We start from the raw sequence: 24,987 nt of genomic DNA, 5'->3' as shown, positions 1-24,987 counted from the left end.
GGTCACCCCTTCACAGCGCCCGACATGATCCCGGCCACGATCTGGCGGCCGAGCACGACGAACACGATCAGAATCGGAATGGTGGCCAGCGTCGCGCCGGCCAGCACCAGGGAGTAATCGATGTAATAACCGCTCTGCAGGCGCTCCAAGGCGATCTGCACGGTGGGGTTCTCGGCGTTGAGCACCACCAGCGGCCAGAGGAAGTCGTTCCACGACGTCATGAACGTGAACATGCCGAGGAACGCCGCCGCCGGCCGCACCGCGGGCAGGCACACGTGCCAGTACACGCGGATCATCGAGCAGCCGTCGACGCGCGCGGCCTCGATGAGCTCGTACGGCACCACCTGCGCGGTGTACTGGCGCATCCAGAACACCCCGATGGCGGTCACCAGGTTCGGCACGATCACCGCCTGCAGCTCGCCCGCCCAGCCGAACTCCGCCATCGCCATGTACAGCGGGATGATGCCGAGCTGCGTCGGCACCGCCAGCGTGGCGACGACGAAGAGGAACAGCCCGTTGCGGCCGCGGAACCGCAGCTTGGCGAACGCGAAACCGGCCAGCGTCGAGAACAGCACCGTGGTCAGCGTGACGGTGCCGGACACGATGATGCTGTTGCCGAGCGCCTTCCAGAACGGCACGGAGTCGAACACGCGCGACACGTTCGACAGGAAGTTCCCGCCGGGCAGCAGCGGCGGCACCCGCTCGGTCAGCATGGAGCTGTCCCGCGACGCCACCAGGAACGACCAGAAGAACGGGAACACCGACCCGAGCAGGAACGCGATCAGCAGCCCGTACACCCAGAACGAGGCACGCTTGTCGCCGGTCTGCGCCCTGCGCCGGATGGTGCGCATGGAGATCGCGGTCATCGGTCGTCCTCCGCTCCGGTCGACGCCAGGCGCCTGGTCAGCAGGAAGTTCACGACCGCGATGACGATGATCAGCAGGAACAGCACCCACGCGACCGCGGACGCGTAGCCGAGCCGCTGGGTCTCGAAGCCGGTTTGGTACATGTACAAGGTGATCGTCTGGAACTGGTTGGACGAGCCACCGTTGTTGGAGCCCGGCATCGCGTCGAACAGCTTGGGCTCGGTGAAGATCTGCAGCCCGCCGATGGTCGACGTGACCACCACGAAGATCAGCGTGGGCCGCAACAGCGGCAGCGTGACGGAGAAGAACCGCCGCACCGCCGACGCGCCGTCGATCAGCGCCGCCTCGTGGATCTCCTTCGGGATCGCCTTCATCGCGGCGAGCACGATGAGCGCGTTGTAGCCGGTCCAGCGCCAGTTCACCATGGTGGCGATGGCGAGGTGGGAGAAGAACCGGTTGCTCTGCCAGTCGACCCGCTCGAAGCCGAGCAGCTCCAGAACGCTGTTGACGAGCCCGTAGTTGGGCCCGAACAGGTTCGCGAAGATGATCCCGACGGCGACGAGGCTGACCACGTACGGCAACAGAACCCCGACGCGCCACCCGGTCGGGGCACGCAGACGGGTGTTCAACAGTGCCGCGAGCGCCACCGCGACCACGATCTGCGGACCGGTGGAGAGCACGAAGATGCTGAGGGTGTTGACGAGGGCGTTCCAGAACTGGCTGTCGGCCAGCAGTTCCGTGTAGTTGCCGAGTCCGATGAACGTGCCCTCGAGGTCGAGCAGGTCACGGTCGAACAGCGACAGGTAGGACGTGTACAGCAGCGGGAAGAGCCCCACCACGCCGAACACGATGAAGAACGGCGCGATGTAGATGTAGGGCGACCACTTGACGTCCATGTTGGACAGTCGTTGCCGCCAGGTGAGCTTGTCCGGTGGCCGCGGTGGGGCGGGCGCCACCCCCTGGTGAGACGCCCGCCCGGTTACCGTGGTCATCACTTGACGATCTTCTTCGCGGCGTCGACCGCCTGCTTCCAGCCCTCCTCCGGCGACTTGCCGGCTTCGACCGCCTGCAGCGCCGGGCTCGTGGCGTTCTCCTGGATCTTGCCGTCACCGGGGCCCTTGTACTGGGCCTTGCCGACCTTCTTCGCCATGGTCGCGAACAGCTGGCCGACCTTCACGTCACCGAAGTAGTCGTTGGTGCTGCCGAGCAGCTCCGGCGAGTCGAGCGCCTCGACCTGGCTGGGGAAGTTGCCGGTCTTCTCGAACGCCTTGATCTGCTGCTCCGGCGCGGTCAGCCACGCGGCCAGCTCCGCGGCCTCCTTGGGGTGCTTGGACTGCTTGGGCACCGCGAGGTACGAACCGCCCCAGTTGCCGCCACCGTTGGGGAACGCGTCGGTGACCGCCCACTTGCCCGCGTTCTCCGGGCCTGCCTGCTCCTTGACCACACCGAGCATCCACGACGGGCAGGTCTTCGTGGCGAAGGCGCCCTGCTTGAACCCGTTGTTCCACTCGGGGCTGAAGGCGACGAGCTTGGCGCTCTGCTTGCCCTCGACCGCGGCGGTCACCTGGTCCCAGTTGTCCTTGATGTCGGAGTTGGACTCGATGGCGAGCTTGTCGTCCTTCGTCAGGTAGCCCTCGTCGAGCTGGTTCTGCATCGCGTTGAAGATCTGCGACGCCGAGTCGAACCACGCCTTGCCGGTGGCCTTGACGTACTTGTCGCCCGCCTCGAAGTACGAGTCCCAGGACTCGAACATCGCCTTCACCGAGGCCTCGTCGGACGGCAGCTTGGCCGCCTCCAGGAGGTCCTTGCGGTAGCACATGGCGAGCGGGCCGATGTCGGTGCCGTAGCCGATCCAGGTGCCGTCCTTCGCCGTGCCCGCCTGGTACTTCCAGTCGAGCCACCGCTCCGGCTTGACGTCCTTCGGGCCGATCTCGGCCAGGTTGTTGAACAGGTGCGGCTTGTCGAGCACGTCGGGGAGGTGGCCCTCCTCGATCGCGACCACGTCCTCGAGGCCGGAGTTGGCGGCGAGCTTGGTCAGCAGCTGCTGGTGGTACGGCCCGCCCTGGCCGGTCTTGTGGTGGGTGATCTTGATGTTCGGGTGGAGGTCCTCGTACTCCTTGATGAGGTCCTCGTACCCGAACTCCGTGAACGTGCCGATACTCAGCTCGATCTGCCCCGAACCAGATCCGGAGTCGGCGCCGGAGTCGCCACACGCGGTCAGGCCCACCGCGGCGGCAAGGGCGATCGCGCCGGCGAACACCCGTCGTTGGTTGCTTCGCACGTCTGTTGTCCCTTTGCGTCCAGAATTCTGGGAGCGCTCCCAGTTGGGGAGTACCGAGTGTGGTCCTGGTTACGGCGAAGTGTCAAGGACCTTCCGGGAGCGCTCCCAGAATCCGTTACACTTCCGTCATGCCGATGGACGAGCGCCCGACGCTGGAGGACGTTGCCGCGTACGCGGGCGTCTCCCGCTCGACCGCGTCACGCGCGCTGAACGACGACGCGTACGTGAGCACCCGCGCGAAGGAGAAAGTGCTGGGTGCGGCGCGCGAACTCGGCTACTCCCCCAACCAGGCGGCCAGGTCGCTCGTGACGCGGCGGACCGGCGCGGTGGCGGTGGTCCTGTCCGAGCCCGAGGCGAACGTGCTGGACGACCCGTACTTCGCGTCGGTGATGCACGGCGCGTTCCGCGAACTGTCGGACGCCGGCGTGCAGATGCTGCTGATGTTCGTCGACACCCGCGACGACGTGCCGAGGACGATCAAGTTCCTCGAGGGGGGCCACGCGGACGGTGCGCTCGTGTTCGCACCGCACAAGGGCGACCCGCTGCCGACCGCCCTGCGCCTGGCGCGGATCCCGGTGGTCTACGGCGGCCGGCCCGGCACCGGCCGCCGCGGCGCGCACGCGGTCGACTTCGACAACGAGGGCGGCGCCCGCCTCGCGGTGGAGCACCTCTACAACTCCGGCCGCCGCCGCATCGGCACGGTCACGGGCATGCTCGACCACCCCGCGGCCGCGGACCGCATGGCGGGGTGGCGGAAGGCGCTGGAGGCGGCCGGCCTGGACCCGACGGACCTGTCGGAACAGGGCGACTTCACGATGGCGAGCGGCGAGGCGGCGACGGCGAAGCTGCTGGCGCGCTGCCCGGACCTGGACGCCGTGTTCGCGGCGAGCGACCTGATGGCCGCGGGCGCGATGAAGGCGCTGCGCGCGGCGGGCCGCACCGTGCCCAAGGACGTGGCGGTCATCGGCTTCGACGACCACCCGACGCTGGCGCCCGCGATGGAGCCGCCGCTGACGTCGATCCACCAGGACCCGCGGCAGCAGATCCGCGAGATGGTGAAGAAACTGCTGTCCCTGCTGACCGGGGAGAACATCCGCCCGGAGACCACGGTCCTGCCGGTCACGCTGGCGATCCGCGACTCGGCCTGAGTTGTCCACAGCCGAGGCGGTTGTCCACAGTTCGCCGACGACGCCTGGATTTGTCGGTACCCACTGGTAGACTGGCAAGGCGGGTGGCCCCCGGGATCGGGTGGGGTTTGGGCAACGCGCGCGCGCGATGGGCGGAGGAGCTGGTCGCGCGCGCCACGGACGCGTTGCACTGGTCCGACCGCGTGTGCCGGGCGAACCGCACCTGGCCGTCGAGATGGCCCAGGCCCGGGCGGGGTGGCACCGGGACCAACTGGATGTACGCCCTCGTGGTCCGGCACGTTGCCGACGCCGCGTTCCGCCGGTCGGTCACGGCACTCACCCACGCGGACGATCCGCTCGTCGCGTCGCGGGCCCGGTTCGTGCTCGACCTCGCCCGCCACCCCGAGCGCGGGGTCACGCGGACGACAGCTCGACTCGTCGACGCGGTGAGCCCGCGGCTATCGGAGCCGGCCCGCGCGGTGCAGGTCGTCGAAGATCAGCTGGTCCACTGGGGACACCCGGTCGCGGTCGGCGTAGGTCAGCCACGCCAGTTCGGCGATCTCGTTGCTCGGCGCGAGCGTTCCCGCGTACTCGGCGCCGTAGCAGGTCATGCGTACGACAACGCCGGCCGCGTGGCCGTGGGCCTGCGCCTCGAAGGTGCCGACGTGCACCGCGCTCCCGGGGTCGATCACAACGGTGAGCTCCTCCGCGATCTCCCGGACGAGCGTCTCGACGTCGGTCTCGCCGGGCTCGCGTTTGCCGCCCGGCAGGTACCAGACGTCCTTGCCCCGCGAGCGGGTGCCGAGGATCTTCCCGCCCTCCAGCCGCAGCCACGCCACCTTGTCGATCATCGCAGGGCCGCGCGGCTCTTGCGGGTGTCCGGGTGGTCCGCGCCGAGCACGCGGGTGCGGGCGGCGAGGATCTCGCGGTGTTCGGCGGCCGCCTCCACCGGGTACGCGCGGTGGCGCAACAGGTTGGCCGCGTCGAAGCGGGCTTCGAGCGTGTTCGGGTGGTCGGGCCCGTAGAGCGCGGTCAGCCCGGCCACGACCTCCGCCTGCGCGGTGGCGGCTGCCTTGAACTCGCCGCGGGCGGCGGCGATGCGGGCCAGGCCCTGGCGGATGGCCAGCGCACAGCTGTGGGACGGCGGCCGGTCGTCGCGGTCCGCCGCCGCGAGGAACTCCTGTTCCGCCTCGTCCAGCTGGCCCACCCGCACCAGTGCGACGCCCACCATGTGCCTGGCGCACAACGTCATCGAGTCGCGCGGGCCGCACGTGCGCCGCAGCGCGTCGATCGCGTCGTCGAACGCCTCGACCGCGGCGGCGGGCTGGTCCGCCATCAGCAGCACGTCGCCCAGCACCAGCAGCGTCGCGCGCACCACCGGGGCGTACGGCCCCCACCGGTCGCGCACGTTCGCCAGCAGCGACCGCAGTTCCACGACCGCGCTCTCCGCGTCGCCCATGGCGGCACGGACGTGCTCGATCGACGCGTGCACGAGGTCGTTGTTCTGGTCGCCCGACGCGAACTCCAGCGACCGGTACCCGGTCAGCGCCTCGGCGAAGCGGCCCAGTGCGAACAGCACGCCGGCCCGGCCCTGCCGTGCCACGAGTGCGATCGGGCCGTGCCGGGCCGCGTCGGCCACCGCCGTGAACTCGGTCAGCGCCTCCGGCAGCCGGTCGAGCTGGAACAGCAGGTCGGCGAGGACGGTCCGAGCCTCGAGCCTGCGGTGGTTGTCGGGCGCGAGGGTGATGTTGAGGCGCAACAGGTCCTCGGCCTCGGCGGCGCGGCCCACGCGCGCCAGCGTGCCCGCCAGCAGGCGGCGGCTCTCCACGGTGGCGTCGGCGGCCTCGCCCAGCGACCGTTCCCGTTCCCGCAGCACCGACGTGTGCAGCGCGGCGGCGTCGGCGAACCGGCCCTGCGTGAACCGGACGACCGCGAGGCTGGCCCGGCTCTGCAACGTCTCGGGGTGGTTGAGCCCGTACTCGCGAGCGTACGACTCGGTGGTCGTCGCGGCGATGTCCGCGGCCTCGTCGGCGCGGCCGTCGACCGACATCAGCAGCGCCAGGTGCTGCCACGCGGCGAGCGTCTCGGGGTGGTACGGCTCGTCGCGCTTCATGCGGGTCGACAGCAGGGCGCGGTACTCGGCCTCGGCTTCGCGCAGCCTGCCCGCCTCGTGGAGCGCACGCGCGTGTTCGAACCTGTCCACGAGCCTGCGCTCCCGTCTAGTGCTCATAGGGATCCTCGGGCTCCGGGATGCCGCGCACCGCGTGGACGGTGGCGGACGGGACGTACTCGTTGGCGCGGGTGGCCGACCCGGGACGCAGCTCGGCGTCGACCACGATCCAGCTGTCGTCCGCGAGGTGGGACAGTTCCCGCCCGAGCAGCTTCACCTTGACCGGGAAGGCATCCGCCGCGCAGCAGCTTATCGCGAGCCGCGCGACGTACGTGTCATCGCCTTCCTGCACAACGAATCCCGTGAGCCGGGCGGTCCGGTCGTCCAGTGAGTGGCCGCGGTCCCACGCGGCGCGGGCCGAGAAGTCGCTGAGCGGCAACACGATCGGGTCGCCCGGCGGCAGCTCGGGGAACAGCGCGGACCCCTCCCCTTCCGTCGACGGCACCTCCGGCCGGTTGCCCGCCGCGCGTTCGACCGAGTCCGAGCCGAGCGGCGGCGGTCCGATGAGGAACACCGCGAACACAGGGAGGACGAGCAGCCACGCACTGCGCGCCGAGTGGGCGTGGTCGTGCCCGTGCTCGCCGGGGTCGCGCTGCCCGCGGATCTCCCGGACGATCGACACCGCGGCCAGCAGGATCATGATCGCGCCGCCCGCGATCAGCAGCCACTGGTGGCTCGGCTTCACGTACCGCAGGTAGGTGCCGGTGAACGAGATCTTCAGCAGTGCGCCGCCGAGCAGCACCAGCAGGATGTTCTGGGTCTCACGCCTCATGACGGCAACACCACGGCGCCGACGACCACCGCGCACAGGACCGCGACCGCGAACGTCATGGGCGCGAACCGCAGCGCGAACCGCCTGCCGAGCGTGCCTGCCTGCAACGCGAACAGCTTGACGTCGATCGCGGGTCCCACGACGAGGAACACCAGCTTCGGCAGCAGGGGCATGGTCGACAGCGACGCGACGACGAACGCGTCCGCCTCGCTGCACAGCGCCAGCACGACCGCGAGCACCGCCATCACGAACACGCCGAGCAGCACCTGTTCGCCCAGCGCGTCCGTCCACGACCGCGGCACGACGACGTTGAGCACCGCGGCGGTGAGCCCGCCGACGACGAGGAACCCGCCCGCGTCGACCAGGTCCTGCCGCGCGGTCTCGAAGAACACGGCCCACCGGTCCCGGTGGTCGTGGTGCTCCGGCAGCCGCCGCAGCGCCCGCTCGGCGAACCACTCCATCCGCCCGAACCGCGCCCACACCCAGCCCATGACGACCGAGGTGGCGAAGGAGCCGAGGAACCGCGCCAGCACCATCCTCGGCTCGCCGGGGAACGCGACCGCGGTGGCGACGAGCACGATCGGGTTCACCGCAGGCGCGGCGAGCAGGAACGTGACGGCGACCGACGCGGGCACCTGCTGCTGGATCAGCCGCCGTGCGACGGGCACCGCCGCGCACTCGCAGTTCGGCAGCGCCACCCCCGCGACCCCGGCGACCGGGACGGCCAGGGCGGCGCGTTTCGGCAGCAGCCGGCGCAACCGGTCGGCGGACACGAACGCGGCGATCGCACCGCTGATCAGCACGCCGATCACGAGGAACGGCAGCGCCTGCACGCAGACCGCCACGAAGATCGTGGCGCCGGTCTGGACGGCCTTGACGTCGAGGAGGTCCGAGAGCGGGCCCTGGCCGACGATCGCGAGCACGAGCAGCACGCACAGGACCTCGAGCGAGGTGATCCTGCGACGTGGTCGCGTCTCCCGCGCGGTCTCCTCGGCTGTCTCCGTCACTCGCCCTTGGCCTCCCCGACCAGCTCGGTGCGCAGCTGCGACGCGGTCGACACGACGAGCATCAGCAACGTGCCGAGCGCGGACGCGCTGATCCCGTCGGCGGGGAACGCGTACCGGAGCGTGACGTCCATGCCGCGCTCGGTGTGCACCACGCCGAGCGTGCCGAACAGGCCCTGACCAGCGCGTTCCGCCGCGGACCTGGCGAGGTTCGGGTCGTCGGGCAGGTCCCAGGCGACGACGCAGGTGAGGCTGAGGACGGTGAGCCCTTCGGCGAGTTGCATGGCCTGGACCGCGCACGGGACGTCCACGTGCCGGAAGGTGAGCGCGCCGTCGTCGTCGACGTGCACGTCGTGGAAGGCCTCGAGCGCGGTGCGGGCCTTGGTGAGCAGGTCCGCCGTGCTCAACGCTTCCTGTTCAGTCATGCCTCTCCCTTGAGTGCTGCCGCGACCTCGTCGCTGTCCTTGGCCCCGCCGAAGCGCCGGTCGCGCCGGGCGTACTGCTCGACGGCGCGCCACAGGTCGCGCCGGTCGAAGTCGGGCCACAGGATGTCCTGGAACACCAGCTCAGCGTAAGCGGACTGCCACAGCATGAAGTTGGAGGTCCGCTGTTCGCCGGACGGGCGGATGAACAGGTCCACGTCCGGCATCTCGGGCTGGTACAGGTACTTGGCGATGGTGCGCTCGGAGACCTTCTCCGGGTTGATCTTGCCCGCGGCGGCGAGCCGCGCGATCTCGCGGGCGGCGTCACCGATCTCGGCGCGGCCGCCGTAGTTGATGCACATGGCGAGGTTGAGGACGTCGTTGTGCTTGGTGCGCTCGGCGGCGGACTCCAGCTCGGTGATGACCGAGCGCCACAGCCTCGGCCGCCTGCCCGCCCACCGCACGCGCACGCCCATGGCGTCGAGCTCGTCGGTGCGGTTGCGGATGACCTCGCGGGAGAAGCCCATGAGGAAGCGGACCTCGTCGGGGCTGCGGCGCCAGTTCTCGGTGGAGAACGCGTACAGGGACAGCCATTTGACGCCCAGTTCGATGCAGCCCTTGGCGACCTCGACGACCTGCGCCTCGCCGCGTTTGTGCCCTTCGATGCGGGTGAGGCCGCGCTGGTTGGCCCAGCGCCCGTTGCCGTCCATCACGATCGCGACGTGCTGCGGCACGAACTGGGCCGGGATGGCGGGTGGCTTCTCGCCGGACGGGTGGGGCTCGGGAGGTTGCGGTCGGGTACGACGGCGGAGCATGGGGCTGACACTACTGAGTCGTTTGGACGCCCTTGCGTTCCACCAGTGGGAGTGACCGGAGCTGCCGTTCGAGGTGCCACTGGAGCAGGGCGGCGATCAGTCCCGAGCCCTCGCGGCGGGCGTTGTTCGTCGACCGTTCCGCGATGTCCCACCGGCCCAGCTGCAGCGCGTTCATCAGGTTCAGGGTTTCCTCGGCGGGCGCGGCCGAGCCCGGCGGCCGGCACCGCGGGCAGACGGAACCACCGGCCTGCACGGAGAAGCTGCGGTGCGGCCCGGGTTCGTTGCAGCGAGCGCACTCGTTCACCGCGGGTGCCCACCCGGCGAACGCCATCGCCCGGATGAGGAACGCGTCGAGCACGAGCGAGGGATCGCGTTCACCGTCGGCGAGCGCACGCAGGGCGCCGGTGACGAGCAGGTAGAGCCGCAGGACGGGCTCCCCCTCCTCGGCGGACATCCGGTCGGCGGTCTCCAGCACCGCGCAGCCCGCGGTGTAGCGCTGGTAGTCGGTCACGATGCCCGCGCCGAACGCGTCGATCGTCTGCACCTGGGTGATCACGTCGAGCGTGCGGCCCGTGTAGAACTGCACGTCGACGTGCGCGAACGGCTCGACCCGCGCGCCGAGCCGGGAGGTCGTACGCCGCACACCCTTGGCGACGGCGCGCACCTTGCCGTGGCGCTGCGTGACGAACGTGATGATCCGGTCGGCCTCACCGAGCTTCTGCACCCGGAGGACCACCCCGGTGTCGCGGTAGAGGCTCACGGGTATCCCATCTGCACGCGCGGGAGGCGGACGGCCTCCGGCCCCCGGTCGACCAGCTTACCCGCGACCACCGACAATCCCGCGCCGGTCGCGGCCGCTGCGGGCGGGTTGTCTACAGGTACGGCGGTTGTCCACAGGCGGGCGCGGAGCGGGCCTCCGTTGTCGGTGGCCTGCCGTACGCTGGCAACCGGGGGCCGGAGGCCGCCCGGGGGCCGGGCGGAGCCGTTTCTGCGGGGGCGGTCGTGTTGGTTACGTCCGCTGACCCGAGGGCCAAGCCACGGATCGGACGGACCCGGTTGCCCCACGCGCTTTCTGCGGAACCAATCGCCGAGCGGCCCACGCCAGGGATCCAACCAACGGGGGCGCACCACCCCAGCCGCTGGCTGCGAAACCGAATCGAATCAAGCGGCCAAGCCAGGGACCCAACCGACCCAGCTGCACTGCGCGTGCCACGCCGCCGACTGCGGAACCGCTCGAGATCGAGCCACAAACCAACAACCGAGCCACCGACCCAACCGACCTGGCCCGCCATGCCGCCGGCTGCGGAACCGCTCGAAATCGGAAGCCACCGCACCAGCGGCCAAGCCACCGACCCAACCGACCCGGCCCGCCACCTGCGAGACCGCTCAAGATCGAGCCACAAACCAACAACCGAGCCACCGATCCGACCAACCCGGCCCGCCACGCCCCTGCCTGCGGAACCTCTCATGATCGAGCCGCAGACCAGCGACCGAGCCACCGATCCAACCGACCCGGCGGGCCATACCGCTGCCTGTGGAACCGCTCGAAAGCGGGGGCACCGCACCAGCGGCCGAGCCACCGACACAACCGCACCACACCCGCCACCCCGCCACCTGCGGAACCGCTCAAGATCGAGCCACACATCAACGACCGAGCCACCGGTCCAACCGACCCGGCCCGCCACCGGCCACCTGCAGAACCACTCGAATTCGGGGGCCACCGAACCAGCGGCCAAGCCACCGACACAACCGCACCACTCTGGCTGGTTGCGGAACCGCTCAAGACCGAGCCACCACACCAGCGACCGAACCACCGGCCCAACCGACCCGGCCCGCCACGCCCCTGCCTGTGGAACCGATCGAGGTCAGGCCACGCCCGCCAAGTCGCCGACCCGGCCGAGCCGTGTGCGAATCAAAGCCACCCCACGAGCGGCGGCTCAGAAACCCAGGCGGCGCAGCTGTTTCGGGTCGCGCTGCCAGTCCTTCGCGACCTTCACGTGCAGGTGCAGGTACACCTTGCTCCCGAGCAGCGCCTCGATCTGCCTGCGCGCGGTCGCGCCCACGGACTTGAGGCGCTCCCCCTTGTGCCCCAGCACGATGCCCTTCTGGCTGTCGCGCTCGACGTACAGGTTCGCCCACACGTCGAGCATGTCGTCGCGATCCTCGCGTTCCGTGATCTCCTCGACGGTCACCGCGATCGAGTGGGGCAGTTCGTCCCGCACGCCTTCGAGTGCGGCCTCGCGGACCAGTTCGGCGATGAGCGTCGCCTCGGGTTCGTCGGTCAGTTCGCCGTCCGGGTACAGCTGGGGGCCTTCCGGCAGCCGGGACACCAGCACGTCGGCAAGTCGGTCGACCTGGAAACCGTCCACCGCGGACACCGGGATCAGGTCGGTGAACTCCATGACCTCCTGGAGCGCCACGAGCTGGTCGGCGACCTGGTTCTTGGTCGCGACGTCGGTCTTCGTGACGATGCCGACGACCGGTGTGTGCCGGGACAGCTTCACCAGCTCGGCCGCGATGTACCGGTCGCCGGGGCCGATCTTCTCGTTGGCGGGCACGCAGAACCCGACCACGTCCACTTCGGACCAGGTGGCGCGCACCACGTCGTTGAGCCGCTGCCCCAGCAGCGTGCGCGGCCGGTGCAGGCCGGGGGTGTCCACGATGATCAGTTGCGCGTCGGGCCGCTGCACGATGCCGCGGATCGCGTGCCGGGTGGTCTGCGGCTTGCTGGACGTGATGGCCACCTTGCTGCCGACCAGCGCGTTCGTCAGCGTCGACTTGCCCGTGTTCGGCCTGCCGACGAAGCAGGCGAAGCCGGAGCGGTGCGGTGTGGTCATCGGGCCATTCTCACCCCGGGTCAGCGCAGCTCGCCCTTCGGGTCGGCGACCAGCAGCGGCGCGGACGGCGTGAGGTCGTCGACGATCGCCCGGTCGACGTCGAGCAGGTCGGTGACCACGGCGGCCGCCTCGAGCGTGCGCACCCCGCTGGACACCGCGGCCGCCACCGCCCCCTGCAGGGCCGTGAGCTGCAACGACGGCAGGTCGACGGTGGTGGCGACGTAGGTGCGGCCGGTGTCGTCACGCACCGCCGCGCCCTCGACCGCACCGCTGCGGGCCCGCGCCGAGCGCGCCAGGGTGATCAGCTTCGCGTCCTCGGGGTCGAGGTCAGCCACTCTCGCTTCCTTCCTTCTCCGGCTCGGCGGTCGCGGGCACGCCGCGCACGACCACCGACGTGATCCGCATGCGGCCGCGGCCGTCCTTGCCGCCTTCCGCGCGCATCGCGAGCCCTTCGATCTCGGCCTCGGTGCCGGGCAGCGGGACACGGCCGAGCTGCTGGGCGAGCAGGCCGCCGACGGTCTCGACGTCGGTGTCGTCCAGTTCGATGCCGAACAGCTCGCCGAGGTCCTCCACCGGCAGGCGGGAGCTGACCCGCACGGCGCCGTCGTCGAGGTGCTCGACCGGCGGGCGGTCCTCGGTGTCGGACTCGTCGGTGATCTCGCCGACGATCTCCTCCAGGATGTCCTCGATGGTCAGCAGGCCCGCGGTGCCGCCGTACTCGTCGACGGCGATCGCCATGTGGTTGCGGGACAGCTGCATCTCGCGCAGCAGGTCGTCGAGGCGTTTGGAGTCGGGCACGAACGTCGCCTCGCCCATCAGCTCGCTGACCAGCCGCCGCTCGCCGCGCCCGTTGGTCTGCGGGTCCACTGTGGCCTTGACGAGGTCCTTGAGGTTGACGACGCCCACGACCTCGTCGACGCTCTCGCCGATCACCGGCAGTCGCGTGTAACCGGTGCGCAGCGACAGCGCGAGCGCCTGCCGCACGGTCTTGGTCTGCTCGATCCACACCATCTCGGTGCGCGGCACCATGACCTCGCGCGCGATCGTGCCGCGCAGCTCGAACACCGAGTGGATCATCTCGCGCTCGCCCGCGTCGACGACGCCGCTCTCCTGCGCCATGTCGACCAGCTCGCGCAGCTCGACCTCGGAGGAGAACGGGCCCTCGCGGAAACCGCGACCCGGGGTGATGGCGTTGCCGACGACGATCAGCAGGCGCGACAGCGGACCGAGGACGGTGCCGAGCGCCCGCACCGGCCCGGCGGCGATGAGGCCGACCGAGTACGGGTGCTGCCTGCCCAGCGTGCGCGGCCCGACGCCGACGAGCACGTACGACACGACGATCATCGACAGCGCCGCCACGAGCCCGGCGACCCAGTTCGAGTCGATGATCCGCATGAACGCCACGGTGACCAGGACGGTCGCGGCGAGTTCGCAGCCGAGCCGCAGCAGGAGCAACAGGTTGATGTGGCGCGGCCGTTCCGCCACGACCGCGTCCAGCTGCCGTGCGCCCGTGCGGCCGCCGCGGACCAGCCCGTCGACCCGCGCCCGCGAGACCGCGGAGATCGCGGCGTCGGCGCACGCGAAGAAGCCGGCCAGGACCACGAGGAGTACCGCGATCACGAGTAGTCCCGCGGAGCTGCTCACTTAGACCCCCGAGGGTTATCCGGCCGTGTCGTCGGAGTCCGGCTTGCTGTCGTCGGTCTCCATGAACCCGGCCGCGCCGAGCAGCTTGTCGTCCTCGCGGCGCTGCGCGGCCCTGCGCTGCGCGGCGGCCCGCTCGCTCTTGAAGTCGGCGAGGATCCGCTTCTGGAGCGTGAACATCTCGCGCTCCTCGGCGGGTTCGGCGTGGTCGTAGCCGAGCAGGTGGAGTACACCGTGGACGGTCAGCAGGTGCAGCTCGTCCATCAGCGAGTGGCCTGCCTTGCGGGCCTGATCGCGGGCGAACCGCGGGCACAGCACGAGGTCGCCGAGCAGCGTCGGCCCGGGGTCGGGCGCGTCGGGCCTGCGCGCGGACTCGAGCTCGTCCATGGGGAACGCCATGACGTCCGTGGGACCTGGCAGGTCGAGGTAGCGCTCGTGCAGGTCGGCCATCTCGTCGAGGCCGACGAGCAGCACCGACAGCTCGGCGAGACGGCTGACCTTCATCCGGTCGAGCGCGAACCGGGCCGCGGCCACAATGGACGGTTCGTCAACCGCCACGCCCGACTCGTTGGCGATTTCGATACTCACGTCTACCGGCCTCGCCGCGCCTGTCCACGCGGGCCGGACCGGCGCGCGTCCTGGTTGTTCTCCTGCGTCGCCGACCACCGGTCGTACGCGTCGACGATGTCGCCGACCAGCTTGTGCCGCACCACGTCGCTGCTGGAGAGCGTGGCGAAGTGCACGTCGTCGACGTCGCCGAGGATGTTCTGCACGACGCGCAGACCGCTCTGCGTGCCGCCCGGCAGGTCGACCTGCGTGACGTCACCGGTCACGACGATCTTCGAGCCGAAGCCGAGGCGGGTCAGGAACATCTTCATCTGCTCGGGCGAGGTGTTCTGCGCCTCGTCGAGGATGATGAACGCGTCGTTCAGCGTGCGGCCGCGCATGTAGGCCAGCGGCGCGACCTCGATGGTGCCCGCCTGCATGAGCCGGGGGATCGACTCGGGGTCGACCATGTCGTGCAGCGCGTCGTACAGCGGCCGCAGGTACGGGTCGATCTTCTCGTACAGGGTGCCGGGCAGGAAGCCGAGCCGCTCCCCCGCCTCGACCGCGGGCCGGGTGAGGATGATGCGGTTGACCTGCTTGGCCTGCAGCGCCTGCACGGCCTTCGCCATCGCGAGATAGGTCTTGCCGGTACCGGCCGGGCCGATGCAGAACACGACCGTGTGCTGGTCGATGGCGTCGACGTAGCGCTTCTGGTTCAGCGTCTTGGGCCGGATCGTGCGCCCGCGCCGCGAGATGATGTCGAGGCTCAGCACCTCGGCCGGCGATTCCGTGCCACCGGCCGACAGCATCGCGACGGTGCGGCGCACCGCGTCGGGCCCGAGCTGCTGACCGCGGCTCGCGAGGGTGACTAGCTCGGCGAACACCCGTTCGGCGAACGCGACGTCGCTGGGTGCCCCGGACAGGGTGACCTCGTTGCCGCGGACGTGGATGTCCGCGTCGAGGAGTTCCTCGGCCACCTTCAGGTTCTCGTCGCGGGAGCCGAGCAGGGCGAGAACGGCCTGGTCGGGGACGTTGAACCGGGACTGTGCCGGGTCGGCTGGGGTAGGTGCAGAAGGGGGGCTCGCGCTGCCCCGTGCGGTACCGGTCACGTGCTTTCGGTCCTGCCTTCTGCGCCTGGTCGCGCCAGCTCGGTCATCTCTGTCGGGTTCGATGTTAGTCGCCCCCTCCGACAGTTCGCATCGACGTTACGGGTGCTCAGTGGCCGGGGCGTCCGAACGTGCCCAGTTGCTCGCCGCCGAGGACGTGCAGGTGGGCGTGGAAGACGGTGCGGCCCGCGTGCTCGCCGGTGTTGAAGACGAGCCGGAACCCGGACTCGTCGATGCCTTCCTGCTTGGCGATGGCGGCGCCCGCGCTGATGACGTCAGCCAGCTCCGTCGGCGCCTTCGCGAGGGCCTCCGCGTCTTCGTAGTGGGTGCGTGGCACCACCAGGACGTGCACGTCTGCCTGCGGGTTGATGTCCCGGAAGGCGTAGGTGGTATCGGTCTCGTACACCTTCGTCGAGGGGATGTCCCCGGCGATGATCTTGCAGAACAGGCAGTCGTTCTCGGACATGCGGTGAGGTTAGTCGGTCTGGTCGAGGTCGGGGATCTCCTGCCCGTCCCTATCGGCCCACTCGAGCAGCGGCGTCAGGTCGAACACGTGCGAGTCGATGTCCGCGTGCAGGTCCCCCAGCTGGGCGTACCGCGCGGGAACGGTCGCGATCGTGAACTCCCGCGGGTCCACGTCCGGGATCTCGTCCCACCGGATGGGTGTCGACACGCGCCCTTCCGGTACCCCGATCACGGAGTAGGCCGACCTGATCGTGTGATCGCGCGCGTTCTGGTTGTAGTCGACGAACACGGACGCGGGGTCCCGTTCCCGCCGCCACCAGGACAGGTCGACCAGCCCGTCGGCCCGCCGCTCGACCTCCCGCGCGAACGCGTGCGCGGCCCGGCGGACGTCCTGGAAGCCCCACGAGGGCAGGATGCGGACGTAGATGTGCAGCCCCTTCCCTCCTGAGGTCTTGGGAAACCCGACCGCGCCGAGCTCGGCGAGCACCTCCTGCACGACCAGGGCGACCTTCCGCACCGTGTCGAAGCCGGCGTCGGGCATGGGGTCGAGGTCGATGCGCCATTCGTCGGGTTTCTCGGTGTCCGCGCGCCGCGAGTTCCAGGGGTGGAACTCGACGCACGACATCTGCACCGCCCAGATCACGCTGGCCAGTTCGGTGACGCACAGCTCGTCCGCGTGCCGCCCGTAGCGCGGAAAGTGCACCCGCACGGTCTCCACCCAGGGCGGCGCGCCCCGGGGCAGCCGTTTCTGGTGCACCTTCTCCCCGTCGACGCCGTCGGGGAAGCGGTGCATCATGCAGGGCCGCTCGCGGAGCGCGTTGACGATCCCGTCGCCAACGGCCAGGTAGTACCGGGCGAGGTCGAGCTTGGTCTCACCGCGCGCGGAGAAGTACACCCGCTGCGGATTGCTGACCCGCACGACCCGATCCCCGACCTCAAGCTCCACGGCAGGAGCACCACCAGCCACGAAGCCAACCTAACGCGAAGACCGGGAAGGAGAAACCCGAGAACAGCGAGGTTGCACAAAGAAACCATGAGAGGCCACGGGCACGCCCTCGGAAGCCGAACCGACGCAATGCCGCGAGCACACACAAGCGCCCAGGGGGCGGAGAGACACCAGCAACGAACGGAGGACCGCCGGACACGGCAGGCACGCCCCCGGAAGGCAACACCACAAAGGCAACCACCCAAACGACGCCCACCCTCGAAGACGCCCAACCCAAAAGCTGCTCACCCCCGCCAAGGCACCCAACCCCCGGGACCACACCCACAACGAAGACAACCTCCCGAACGACGCCCGCCTTGGAAGGCGATCAGCCCGGACGACACTTCCCCCGAAGGCCCGCCGAAGACGCCTCCTCGAAAGCAACCAACACCCGGAACACCCCGCGAAACGACAAGCCCCAGAACGCCCCACGACCACAACCAGCCCGAACGACACCCATCTTCGAAGGCGATCAACCCCAGACGACACTTCCCCCGAAGGCCCGCCGAAGACGCCTCCTCGAAAGCAACCAACACCCGGAACACCCCGCGAAACGACAAGCCCGAGAACGCCCCACGACCACAGCCACCCCGAACGACACCCACCTTCGAAGGCGGCCACCCAGGACGACACTTCCCCGAAAGCACCCCCCCCCCCCGAAGACACCCTCCGCGAAAGCAACCAACGCCAGAACACCCGCGAAAACGACGAGCCCCAGAAGGCCCACGACCACAACCACCCCGAACGACGCCCACCTTCGAAGGCGATCAACCCCGGACGACGCTTACTCCCGAAAGCACCCAGCCCCCGAAGACACCCACCCCGAACGACACACTCCCCCGCAAGACAACCAACCTGGAAACCGCGGACGTGCCGAGTTCGTCGCGGAGGCGTGCGGCGGCAGACAGTCAGCGCTTCGCCGCGGATTGGCTGCCTTTGTGTTGGCACCCGCCGCGGGGTTGCGTAGCGGTAGGTATCTCCCGCGGTTGGTTGCCTTCCCGAGTGGGCGGCTTCCCTGGTGGGTGGCTTCCCGGGGTGCCGCTTTTCGCGGGTGCTTTCCGGGATCGGGGTTGCCGTCGCAGTGACCGTTTCGGGTTGCCGCCCTCCGGGGACGGGCGGCCGCGGCGATGGTTGCTTCCCGGGCAAGCACTGATTGCCGTCGCCCGACAGGGGCGGAAGACGCCAGCAACGAAGGCAACCAAGCTGGGTCAGGAAGAAACCGCACCGTGGGGGGTTCGGGGGGCTCGGCCCCCCGGCAGACACAAGGGCGCGGGGAAGGTGGGAACCACCGAACAGGGAAGGGGATGTCGCGTCGCGGTGAAGCCTGGGGGTCGCTCCACCGCGACGCGACGCCGCCGGACCGAGGGGGGAGGTGTCCGGCGGTAGCTCTTGCGCTCCACGTTGTGTTTTCGGGTGTGGTGCTGTGCAAAGAGTAGACCGTTGTGCACGCTCAGCGCCAGCGTGGCGTGAGGACTCCAAGCGCGGCTATAGCGGCGGCCGCGGCCGTCGAGGCCCGCAGGACGGTGGGACCGAGCCTCGCTACCTGCGCACCTGCGGCGCGGAGGGTGTCGGACTCACTTTCGGAAATACCTCCTTCGGGTCCCACGACCAGGACCAGGTCACCGTCGGTGGGCAGTTCGAGATCACGGATGGCGGTCTCGGCGGCGGCGTCGAGGATGACGGTGGCGGCGCTTTTCCTTACCAGTTCGGCGAGTTGCCGGGTGGTGGCGGGTTCGGTGACGTCGGGGATCCACGTGCGCCGAGACTGCTTCGCCGCTTCGCGTGCGGTGCTGCGCCACCGGGCCAACGCTTTGGCGCCGCGGGGGCCGTCCTCCCATTTGACGATGCTGCGGCCGGCGCGCCACGGCACGATGACGTCGACGCCGGTTTCGGTGGCGAGTTCGACGGCGAGTTCGCCCCGGTCGCCCTTGATGAGTGCCTGTGCGAGCACGATCCGGGGCTGTGGCTGGGGTTCCGTCCACCGCCGGACGAGGCGCAGCGTCAGACCTTCTTTGCCTTGAACCGTTTCAACGACGCAGGCGGCGGCGGTGCCGTTGCCGTCGGCGATGACGAGTTCCTCGCCGGGCTGCAGCCGGCGGACGGCTGCGGCGTGCCTGCCTTCCGGTCCGTCGAGCACCGTGGTGGTGCCCGACGGGACCGTGTCGACGAGGAAGACGGGGGCGGTGTCGCTCACGACGTCGCTTCGCTGTCGGTTCGCTCGGCCGGCTCCGTTCAGCGGTGCCGTGCGCGGAGCCGGGAGAACAGCCCGCCGCCGCCCCGGCCGTTGGTCGCCGCGACGATCTGGTCCTCTTCGCCGCGGATGCTGGCGAGTTCGCGGAGCAGTTCGGTCTGGCGGGCGTCGAGCTTGTTGGGGATCTCGACCTCGACGTGCACGTGCAGGTCGCCGCGTCCGTCGACGCGCCCGGAGGACCGCAGCCGCGGCAGGCCGTGCCCGGTGAGGAGCATCTCGGTGCCGGGCTGGGTGCCTGGTTCGAGTTCGAGCTCGACCGTGTCGTCGAGGGTCTCGAGCGGCAGGACGGCACCGAGCGCGGCGGTGGTCATGGGGATGCGCACGGTGCAGTGCAGGTCGGCGCCGTTGCGCTCGAAGGTGTGGTGCGGCTGCTCGACGACCTCGACGTACAGGTCGCCCGCGGGCCCGCCGCCGGGCCCGACCTCACCCTGACCGGACAGGCGGACGCGCATGCCGTCGGCGACGCCCGGCGGGACCTTGGCGGTGATGGTGCGGCGGGCGCGGACGCGGCCGTCGCCACCGCACTGGCGGCACGGGTCGGGGATGACCTCGCCGACGCCGCGGCAGACGGGGCACGGCCGGGCGGTGACGACCTGGCCGAGGAAGGAGCGCTGGACGGACTGGATCTCGCCGCGGCCGCCACAGGTGTCGCAGACCTGGACGGCGGTGCCCTCGGCGGTGCCCGCGCCGCGGCACAGGTCGCAGAGGACGGCGGTGTCGACGGTCAGTTCACGGCTGACGCCGGTGTTGCACTCCTCGAGGGTCAGCTCGATGCGGATGAGCGCGTCGGAGCCCGGCTGCACGCGGCTGCGGGGTCCCCGCCCACCACCTGCGCCGCCGCCGAAGAAGGCGTCCATGATGTCGCCGAGCCCGAACCCCGCGAACGGGTCGCGGGCGCCGCCCCCGCCGCCGTTGCCGAGCGGGTCGCCACCCATGTCGACGATCTTGCGCTTCTGGGGGTCGGACAGCACCTCGTAGGCCGCCGTGACCTCGCGGAACCGCTCCTGGGCCGACTCGTCGGGGTTGACGTCGGGATGTAGCTCGCGCGCGAGCTTGCGGTAGGCGCGCTTGATCTCGTCGGACGTAGCGTCCTGGCGCACCCCGAGAGTGCCGTAGTAGTCCCTCGCCACCGTGTTCCCGTCCTCCTGCCCCGGAGAGGCTCCGGGGGCTCACTCCCTGCTCGGTCCGGTCGCGGGCATCATCGCCCGGACAGGATGTCTCCCACGTAGTTGGCGACCGCACGCACGGCCGCGATGGTGCCCGGATAGTCCATCCGCGTCGGCCCGACCACGCCCATGCCGCCGAGGAGCGTCTGGTGCGCGCCGTAGCCGATGGAGACCACCGAGGTGCTGCGCATCTCGGCCGCCTCGTTCTCCTCCCCGATCCGCACCGTAATGGTGCCAGGCTTGCTGGCGGCGGCGAACAGCTTCAGCACCACCACCTGCTCCTCGAGAGCTTCGAGGACCTGGCGCAGCGACCCGGGGAAGTCGGCCGCGTTGCGGGTCAGGTTGGCGGTGCCACCCAGGACCAGGCGCTCCTCGGGGTGCTCCACCAGTGACTCGACCAGCACGGTCGCGAGCCGCGTCATCGCGTCCCGCAGGTCCGACGGTGCCTCCTCGAGCAGTTCGCTGACCTTGGCGGCGGCCTCCGTCAACGGATGGTCAACGAGCGCGGAGTTCAACATGTTCCGCAGCCGCGACACCGTTTCCTCGGTCATCACGTCGCCGAGGTCCACGGTCCGCTGCTCGACCCGCCCGTTGTCGGTGATCAGGACCAGCATCACCCGGGCGGGCGTCAGCTGGACCAGCTCGATGTGCCGGACCGTCGAGTGCGTCAGCGTCGGGTACTGGATCACCGCGACCTGCCGCGTCAGCTGCGCGAGCAGCCGCACGCTGCGCCGCATCACGTCGTCGAGGTCGATCGCCCCTTCGAGGAAGGACCGGATCGCCCGCCGTTCCGCCGAGGACAGCGGCTTGACGTCCGTGAGGCGGTCGACGAAGAGCCGGTAGCCCTTGTCGGTCGGTATCCGCCCGGCACTCGTGTGTGGTTGGGCGATGTAGCCGTCCTCTTCGAGCGAGGCCATGTCGTTGCGCACGGTGGCGCTGGACACCCCGAGGTTGTGCCGCTCGACGATCGCCTTGGAGGCAACCGGCTCCTGGCTGGACACATAGTCCGCCACGATCGCTCGCAGCACCGCGAACCGCCGCTCGTCCGTACTCGCCATCAGGTCACCTCCCGTCTTCACCACAAGTTTACGGAGGTCCACGCGAGTACCGGTCGAACCGGTGCCAAATGGCGGCCGGACTTGATCCGAGGAGACTCAACCAATCGGAGTCATGCGCCGCTGAATCGATTCACGACAGAGGGTACGTGCGGCAGCCGAACCTCCTCCCGATGTGCTTGAGACTCCCCCGCAGGCCGATCTTGAGCTTGCCGCCGAGCCAGAACTGGAACCGCACCAGTGCCCGGCTCCGATGCTCCTCCGGTGCCACGTTGACTGCCGTGAAGGTCAGCAACGTCCCCGCGGGATGCGGCGAGAACCGGTACTCGGCCCGGAACTTGTAGCCGCCCTGGAAGGCGAAGTACCCGGCGGCGTGGTCCACTTCGACGGTGCCGGCGGGACGCGCCCAGTAGCGGAGGGTGAACTGGCGGGGGCCGCCCCACAGGCTCGCCGACCGCATGAACCGGCCGGCTCCCGGCAGCGCGCGCAGCAGCAGCGCGTTGCCTGCGCCGACGGCTCCCTCGCGTGCGGTGAGAAACACGTCACACACGTCCGTCGGTGGCGCTTCGATCACGCCTGTCGCGGTCCAGACTTGTCGCTTCATTGATCTCCTCTCGTGAACGCCTCCGCGTCGCCAGCCGCGGCGGCCGGGTTTGGGTGAAGGTCAACCGCCTCGCCCCGTCCGGTGCCAGCCCCCTTCGGTCGCTGTGGCGAGCCGGCACCGAGGAACCGCCCGCACCCGGGGCTCACCGGCACCCAAGAAGCCGCACCCGAATGGCCGTTGGGGGCCAGACGAGTAATGCGTAACTCGGTCAGTGGTCGTAGGCGGTCAGGGCCAGGAGGTGTTGGGCGATGCGTACTCCGACGCCTTCGATGGTGTGGCCGCCGTGTTGTTCGAGGTTCAGCTGTCCTTTCAGGGTGTCGTTGACTGACTCGATCAGTTGACGGATGGACTTGAGCAGCGGCTCACCAGGATGTGGTGTGCGGTTGCGGTAGGACGGGCGGATCAGGCGGATGCCTCGTTGTTCGAGGTAGTGGTCGAGTTCGCGGGAGACGTAGCCCTTGTCAGCGATGATCAGCAGTCCGGGGCGTTCGGTGAGCAGGTAGTGCTCGCGGTCGCGGATGGCCATGAGCACTTGCCGCTCGTCGATCTTCGGGTCGGCCAGTGCCCAGGTGACCGGTAGGCCGGCCGGGGTGCAGATCAGATGCAGGCGCAGGCCCCAGAACCAGCGGGATATGTGATCGGCAGTAGCCGTACGTGGCCCACCCGGCCAGTGCTGAACGTTGCGCTGTGGGTCGGGACCGGCCGCATTCCACCGGGGGTGGAGTCAACGACCCAGACCGGGTCACTCCCGATATCGGTGTCCGTGGCCAACCAGCGCATCACCTGCTTGACCACGGGCAGGGCCGCCCGGAGGCGCCGGTTGTAGCCGGACTGACCCGGCAGATACGGAAACGCGCCTGGCATCCGCATCGGCAGGAACCGAAGCCACCAGGCCTCAGAGGCGAAACCCGAGCAGTGCTTGGGCCACCGCTTACTCGTCTAGGCCGTCAGACGCACCCGGTTCTCGGTGGCGAAGCACGTCTGAGGGCGGCCGCGAGCCTTGTCCGGACGTCGCTCGCGGACCGCGATCCGAGCCTCGCGGGAGGGTCAGCGGATCGGTCCCGCGGCCGATGGAGTGAGCCGCGACGTCTGCGGCCAACGTTGGACCGGTCAGAGCCGGGCCTGCCCAACGTTGCTACCTCACGGGTTCCACCGTCGCGGCGCACCGGGAGTCGATGCCGTGGCCAGGGGTTGGAGCAGGTGTGGCTCTGGAGCCGGGCTTGTCGGGGCTCGGGCGGCTTTCGCTGCTGGGGTCAGTCGCGGGCCAGGATTCTGGTTATCGCGTGGGGCAGGTCTCCTTCCTCTGCTTCCGCGCGCCAGGCCACGAAACCGTCCGGGCGGACCAGTACCGCGCCTCGCTCGGTGATGCCGTACGTCTTCGTGAAGCGGCCTTCCGGGTCTTCCACGTCCGTGCCGATCCGGTGGACCGTCAGGCTCAGGTTCACCTTTCGTGCCTCCTGCAGCCACTTCTCGCCCGCCGAGGCGACCAGCAGGACGAAGGTCCGGCCGAACAGGTCTCTTGTGGACAGGTCCTTGTCGTTCCTGCGCAACGGGATGTGGGGTGCGCGTGACCCGGGCCGGGCCGTCGGTTGTTCCGGGTTCTCCAGTGGGGCGCCGTCGTCCTCCGGGTCCGCGATCACGGCGTTGGACAGGTGGCGGTAGCCGAAGAACAGCGTCGAGATCGGGTCGACCGGGGCCGCCACCGTGTCGTCCACCAGGTCCGGACGCATGCGCTGGACGTACGCCGCGTACTGCTGCTCGACCAGGATGTCCGCGTACGGGCGGCGTTCGGGGTCGTGGCTGTCCAGCAGGCCCGGACCGGCCTCGCCCTTCACCACCATCGCCAGCTTCCACGCCAGGTAGTAGCCGTCCATGATCGCCGTGTTGCCGCCGAAACCACCCGTCGGTGGCATCACCCGGACCGCGTCGCCGATCAGGTGGACCCGGCCGCGCGAGAACGTGTCGGCCACGCGGACCGCGGTGTGGCCGTGGGTGACCCCGTTCGTGATCAGCGTCGGGTTCAGGTCCGGGACGCCGGTGGCCGTGCGGATCAGGTCGAGCCACTCCGCGTCCGTGACGTCCTCGCGGTAGCCGACCGCGAGCGCGTAGCGGTCCGGTTCGTCGGTGCTCACCACCACACCGCTGCCGCCCGGCAGCGCCGGGTTCTGCAGGTAGTACAGGCCGAAGCCACGCCTGCCCAGATCGGCCTCGAAGACGATGCCGACGGAGCGGCTCAGGTCGCCGCGCCCGTGGACGCCGATGCCCAGCGCCTGCCGGATCGGACTCCGGTGGCCGTCCGCCGCCACCAGGTAGTCGGCCAGGACGGTGCGCTCACCCCGCTCGTCCCGGAGCACGGCACGCACCCCGGTCTCGTCCTGCGTGAACGACACCAGCTCCGTCGCGAACCGGACGTCCGCGCCCAGCTCGCGCGCCCGTGCCAGCAGGATGGGTTCGGCACGTTCCTGGCTCGCGTTCGCCCAGCCCGCCGGGCTCAGCTCGCTGAAGTCGGGACCGCGGTCCACCAGCACGTCGTTGTAGGCGCGGCCCGTCACGCTTTCCGCCACCACTATGCGGAACCCGGGCTCGGGCGGGCTCGCCGCCACCATCCGATCCGCTACGCCCGCGACCGCGAGCGCCTCCATGGTGTGCGGGAACTGGCCTCTCGCCTTCGGGTAGACGGACGTCGTGGGGTGGCGTTCGACCACGAGGGCCCGCACCCCGTGCACGCCGAGGAACATCGCCGCCGACAGGCCGGCCAGCCCCGCGCCGACGACCAGTACCGGGTGTCGTTCGTCTGTCATCACTCACTCCTCGCGAACGGCGTTCGTTGTTTCGAACACCGTTCTACGCGCGAACGGCGTTCGTGTCAAGTAG

General features: G+C 70.0%; 23 protein-coding genes and 1 pseudogene. 1 reads left to right on the top strand and 23 read right to left on the bottom strand.

Going from position 1 to position 24,987, the window contains the following annotated elements; all coding sequences use genetic code 11:
* Nucleotides 1–2: 2 nt before the first annotated feature.
* The 3 genes from ACYQ77_RS10060 to ACYQ77_RS10050 are packed head-to-tail and all read right to left on the bottom strand — an operon-like array spanning nt 3 to nt 3,147.
* Nucleotides 3–866, bottom strand: a complete 864-nt coding sequence (locus tag ACYQ77_RS10060; RefSeq protein ID WP_459709672.1) for a carbohydrate ABC transporter permease — start codon at nt 864–866, stop codon at nt 3–5.
* Complete coding sequence (locus tag ACYQ77_RS10055) at nt 863–1,858, bottom strand: carbohydrate ABC transporter permease (protein ID WP_459709670.1); 996 nt, start codon at nt 1,856–1,858, stop codon at nt 863–865. The genes ACYQ77_RS10060 and ACYQ77_RS10055 overlap by 4 nt, the downstream gene beginning before the upstream one ends.
* A complete protein-coding gene (locus tag ACYQ77_RS10050) occupies nt 1,858–3,147 on the bottom strand; it encodes an ABC transporter substrate-binding protein (protein ID WP_459709668.1) in 1,290 nt (429 codons plus the stop codon). Before ACYQ77_RS10050 ends, ACYQ77_RS10055 begins: the two co-directional genes overlap by 1 nt.
* A 128-nt stretch (nt 3,148–3,275) precedes the next feature.
* Here ACYQ77_RS10050 and ACYQ77_RS10045 point away from each other — a divergent pair, with 128 nt between their 5' ends.
* Complete coding sequence (locus tag ACYQ77_RS10045; protein WP_459709666.1) at nt 3,276–4,295, top strand: LacI family DNA-binding transcriptional regulator; 1,020 nt, start codon at nt 3,276–3,278, stop codon at nt 4,293–4,295.
* 437 nt (nt 4,296–4,732) lie between these two features.
* On the opposite strand, the gene ACYQ77_RS10040 is transcribed toward ACYQ77_RS10045, so the two are convergent.
* The 20 genes and pseudogenes from ACYQ77_RS10040 to ACYQ77_RS09945 all read right to left on the bottom strand — a co-directional run bounded on the left by ACYQ77_RS10040 (nt 4,733) and on the right by ACYQ77_RS09945 (nt 24,914).
* Nucleotides 4,733–5,125 (bottom strand): NUDIX hydrolase, encoded by a 393-nt coding sequence (locus ACYQ77_RS10040; RefSeq protein ID WP_459709664.1) that lies wholly within the window; start codon nt 5,123–5,125, stop codon nt 4,733–4,735.
* A complete protein-coding gene (locus tag ACYQ77_RS10035) occupies nt 5,122–6,504 on the bottom strand; it encodes a tetratricopeptide repeat protein (RefSeq protein ID WP_459709663.1) in 1,383 nt (460 codons plus the stop codon). Before ACYQ77_RS10035 ends, ACYQ77_RS10040 begins: the two co-directional genes overlap by 4 nt.
* A complete protein-coding gene (locus tag ACYQ77_RS10030; RefSeq protein ID WP_459709661.1) occupies nt 6,494–7,216 on the bottom strand; it encodes a TIGR03943 family putative permease subunit in 723 nt (240 codons plus the stop codon). The genes ACYQ77_RS10035 and ACYQ77_RS10030 overlap by 11 nt, the downstream gene beginning before the upstream one ends.
* Nucleotides 7,213–8,223 carry a permease gene (locus tag ACYQ77_RS10025; RefSeq protein WP_459709659.1) on the bottom strand — a complete coding sequence of 337 codons (1,011 nt, stop codon included), beginning with the start codon at nt 8,221–8,223 and terminating at the stop codon, nt 7,213–7,215. The genes ACYQ77_RS10030 and ACYQ77_RS10025 overlap by 4 nt, the downstream gene beginning before the upstream one ends.
* On the bottom strand, nt 8,220–8,645 hold the full coding sequence (locus tag ACYQ77_RS10020) for a YbjN domain-containing protein (protein ID WP_459709658.1): 426 nt from the start codon (nt 8,643–8,645) through the stop codon (nt 8,220–8,222). Before ACYQ77_RS10020 ends, ACYQ77_RS10025 begins: the two co-directional genes overlap by 4 nt.
* On the bottom strand, nt 8,642–9,457 hold the full coding sequence (locus tag ACYQ77_RS10015) for an isoprenyl transferase (RefSeq protein WP_459709656.1): 816 nt from the start codon (nt 9,455–9,457) through the stop codon (nt 8,642–8,644). The genes ACYQ77_RS10020 and ACYQ77_RS10015 overlap by 4 nt, the downstream gene beginning before the upstream one ends.
* Before the next feature lie 10 nt (nt 9,458–9,467).
* Nucleotides 9,468–10,217, bottom strand: coding sequence for a DNA repair protein RecO (gene recO, locus ACYQ77_RS10010; protein WP_459709655.1), 750 nt, complete (start codon nt 10,215–10,217; stop codon nt 9,468–9,470).
* Between the two features lie 1,177 nt (nt 10,218–11,394).
* Nucleotides 11,395–12,294 carry a GTPase Era gene (gene era, locus ACYQ77_RS10005; RefSeq protein WP_459709653.1) on the bottom strand — a complete coding sequence of 300 codons (900 nt, stop codon included), beginning with the start codon at nt 12,292–12,294 and terminating at the stop codon, nt 11,395–11,397.
* 20 nt (nt 12,295–12,314) lie between these two features.
* Nucleotides 12,315–12,629, bottom strand: a complete 315-nt coding sequence (locus ACYQ77_RS10000; protein ID WP_459709652.1) for a cytidine deaminase — start codon at nt 12,627–12,629, stop codon at nt 12,315–12,317.
* Complete coding sequence (locus tag ACYQ77_RS09995; RefSeq protein ID WP_459709650.1) at nt 12,622–13,938, bottom strand: hemolysin family protein; 1,317 nt, start codon at nt 13,936–13,938, stop codon at nt 12,622–12,624. The genes ACYQ77_RS10000 and ACYQ77_RS09995 overlap by 8 nt, the downstream gene beginning before the upstream one ends.
* Nucleotides 13,939–13,953: 15 nt before the next feature.
* Complete coding sequence (ybeY, locus tag ACYQ77_RS09990; protein ID WP_459709649.1) at nt 13,954–14,523, bottom strand: rRNA maturation RNase YbeY; 570 nt, start codon at nt 14,521–14,523, stop codon at nt 13,954–13,956.
* 2 nt (nt 14,524–14,525) lie between these two features.
* A complete protein-coding gene (locus ACYQ77_RS09985; protein ID WP_459709647.1) occupies nt 14,526–15,590 on the bottom strand; it encodes a PhoH family protein in 1,065 nt (354 codons plus the stop codon).
* A 106-nt stretch (nt 15,591–15,696) separates the two neighbouring features.
* Nucleotides 15,697–16,053, bottom strand: coding sequence for a histidine triad nucleotide-binding protein (locus ACYQ77_RS09980; protein WP_459709646.1), 357 nt, complete (start codon nt 16,051–16,053; stop codon nt 15,697–15,699).
* Nucleotides 16,054–16,062: 9 nt separating this feature from the next.
* On the bottom strand, nt 16,063–16,998 hold the full coding sequence (locus ACYQ77_RS09975; protein WP_459709644.1) for a DNA polymerase domain-containing protein: 936 nt from the start codon (nt 16,996–16,998) through the stop codon (nt 16,063–16,065).
* Nucleotides 16,999–18,487: 1,489 nt separating this feature from the next.
* Entirely contained in the window at nt 18,488–19,231 is a 744-nt protein-coding gene (locus tag ACYQ77_RS09970) for a 16S rRNA (uracil(1498)-N(3))-methyltransferase (protein ID WP_459709643.1), read from the bottom strand.
* A gap of 38 nt (nt 19,232–19,269) precedes the next feature.
* Complete coding sequence (gene dnaJ, locus ACYQ77_RS09965; RefSeq protein ID WP_459709641.1) at nt 19,270–20,418, bottom strand: molecular chaperone DnaJ; 1,149 nt, start codon at nt 20,416–20,418, stop codon at nt 19,270–19,272.
* 68 nt (nt 20,419–20,486) lie between these two features.
* Nucleotides 20,487–21,512: a heat-inducible transcriptional repressor HrcA gene (hrcA, locus tag ACYQ77_RS09960; RefSeq protein ID WP_459709640.1), complete on the bottom strand. Its 1,026-nt coding sequence runs from the start codon at nt 21,510–21,512 to the stop codon at nt 20,487–20,489.
* A gap of 130 nt (nt 21,513–21,642) precedes the next feature.
* Complete coding sequence (locus ACYQ77_RS09955) at nt 21,643–22,113, bottom strand: hypothetical protein (RefSeq protein WP_459709638.1); 471 nt, start codon at nt 22,111–22,113, stop codon at nt 21,643–21,645.
* Nucleotides 22,114–22,333: 220 nt separating this feature from the next.
* Nucleotides 22,334–23,044 (bottom strand): annotated as a pseudogene (locus ACYQ77_RS09950) (IS982 family transposase); the annotation flags it as partial.
* A gap of 322 nt (nt 23,045–23,366) precedes the next feature.
* Nucleotides 23,367–24,914 carry an FAD-dependent monooxygenase gene (locus ACYQ77_RS09945; RefSeq protein WP_459709637.1) on the bottom strand — a complete coding sequence of 516 codons (1,548 nt, stop codon included), beginning with the start codon at nt 24,912–24,914 and terminating at the stop codon, nt 23,367–23,369.
* Nucleotides 24,915–24,987: the final 73 nt, after the last annotated feature.

Source organism: Actinophytocola sp. KF-1, from assembly GCF_054661535.1.
Note: the sequence above shows the minus strand (reverse complement) of the source record. Positions and strands in the feature narration are given on the sequence as shown.

Bases quoted from the DNA above. Each gene is read 5' to 3' on its own strand.
- ACYQ77_RS10030 (WP_459709661.1), bottom strand. From the start codon at position 7,216: ATGAGGCGTGAGACCCAGAACATCCTGCTGGTGCTGCTCGGCGGCGCA.
- ACYQ77_RS10035 (WP_459709663.1), bottom strand. From the start codon at position 6,504: ATGAGCACTAGACGGGAGCGCAGGCTCGTGGACAGGTTCGAACACGCG.
- ACYQ77_RS10020 (WP_459709658.1), bottom strand. From the start codon at position 8,645: ATGACTGAACAGGAAGCGTTGAGCACGGCGGACCTGCTCACCAAGGCC.
- ACYQ77_RS09945 (WP_459709637.1), bottom strand. From the start codon at position 24,914: ATGACAGACGAACGACACCCGGTACTGGTCGTCGGCGCGGGGCTGGCC.
- ACYQ77_RS10015 (WP_459709656.1), bottom strand. From the start codon at position 9,457: ATGCTCCGCCGTCGTACCCGACCGCAACCTCCCGAGCCCCACCCGTCC.
- ACYQ77_RS10060 (WP_459709672.1), bottom strand. From the start codon at position 866: ATGACCGCGATCTCCATGCGCACCATCCGGCGCAGGGCGCAGACCGGC.
- era (WP_459709653.1), bottom strand. From the start codon at position 12,294: ATGACCACACCGCACCGCTCCGGCTTCGCCTGCTTCGTCGGCAGGCCG.
- ACYQ77_RS09980 (WP_459709646.1), bottom strand. From the start codon at position 16,053: ATGTCCGAGAACGACTGCCTGTTCTGCAAGATCATCGCCGGGGACATC.
- ACYQ77_RS10055 (WP_459709670.1), bottom strand. From the start codon at position 1,858: ATGACCACGGTAACCGGGCGGGCGTCTCACCAGGGGGTGGCGCCCGCC.
- ACYQ77_RS10045 (WP_459709666.1), top strand. From the start codon at position 3,276: ATGCCGATGGACGAGCGCCCGACGCTGGAGGACGTTGCCGCGTACGCG.
- ACYQ77_RS10040 (WP_459709664.1), bottom strand. From the start codon at position 5,125: ATGATCGACAAGGTGGCGTGGCTGCGGCTGGAGGGCGGGAAGATCCTC.
- ACYQ77_RS09955 (WP_459709638.1), bottom strand. From the start codon at position 22,113: ATGAAGCGACAAGTCTGGACCGCGACAGGCGTGATCGAAGCGCCACCG.
- hrcA (WP_459709640.1), bottom strand. From the start codon at position 21,512: ATGGCGAGTACGGACGAGCGGCGGTTCGCGGTGCTGCGAGCGATCGTG.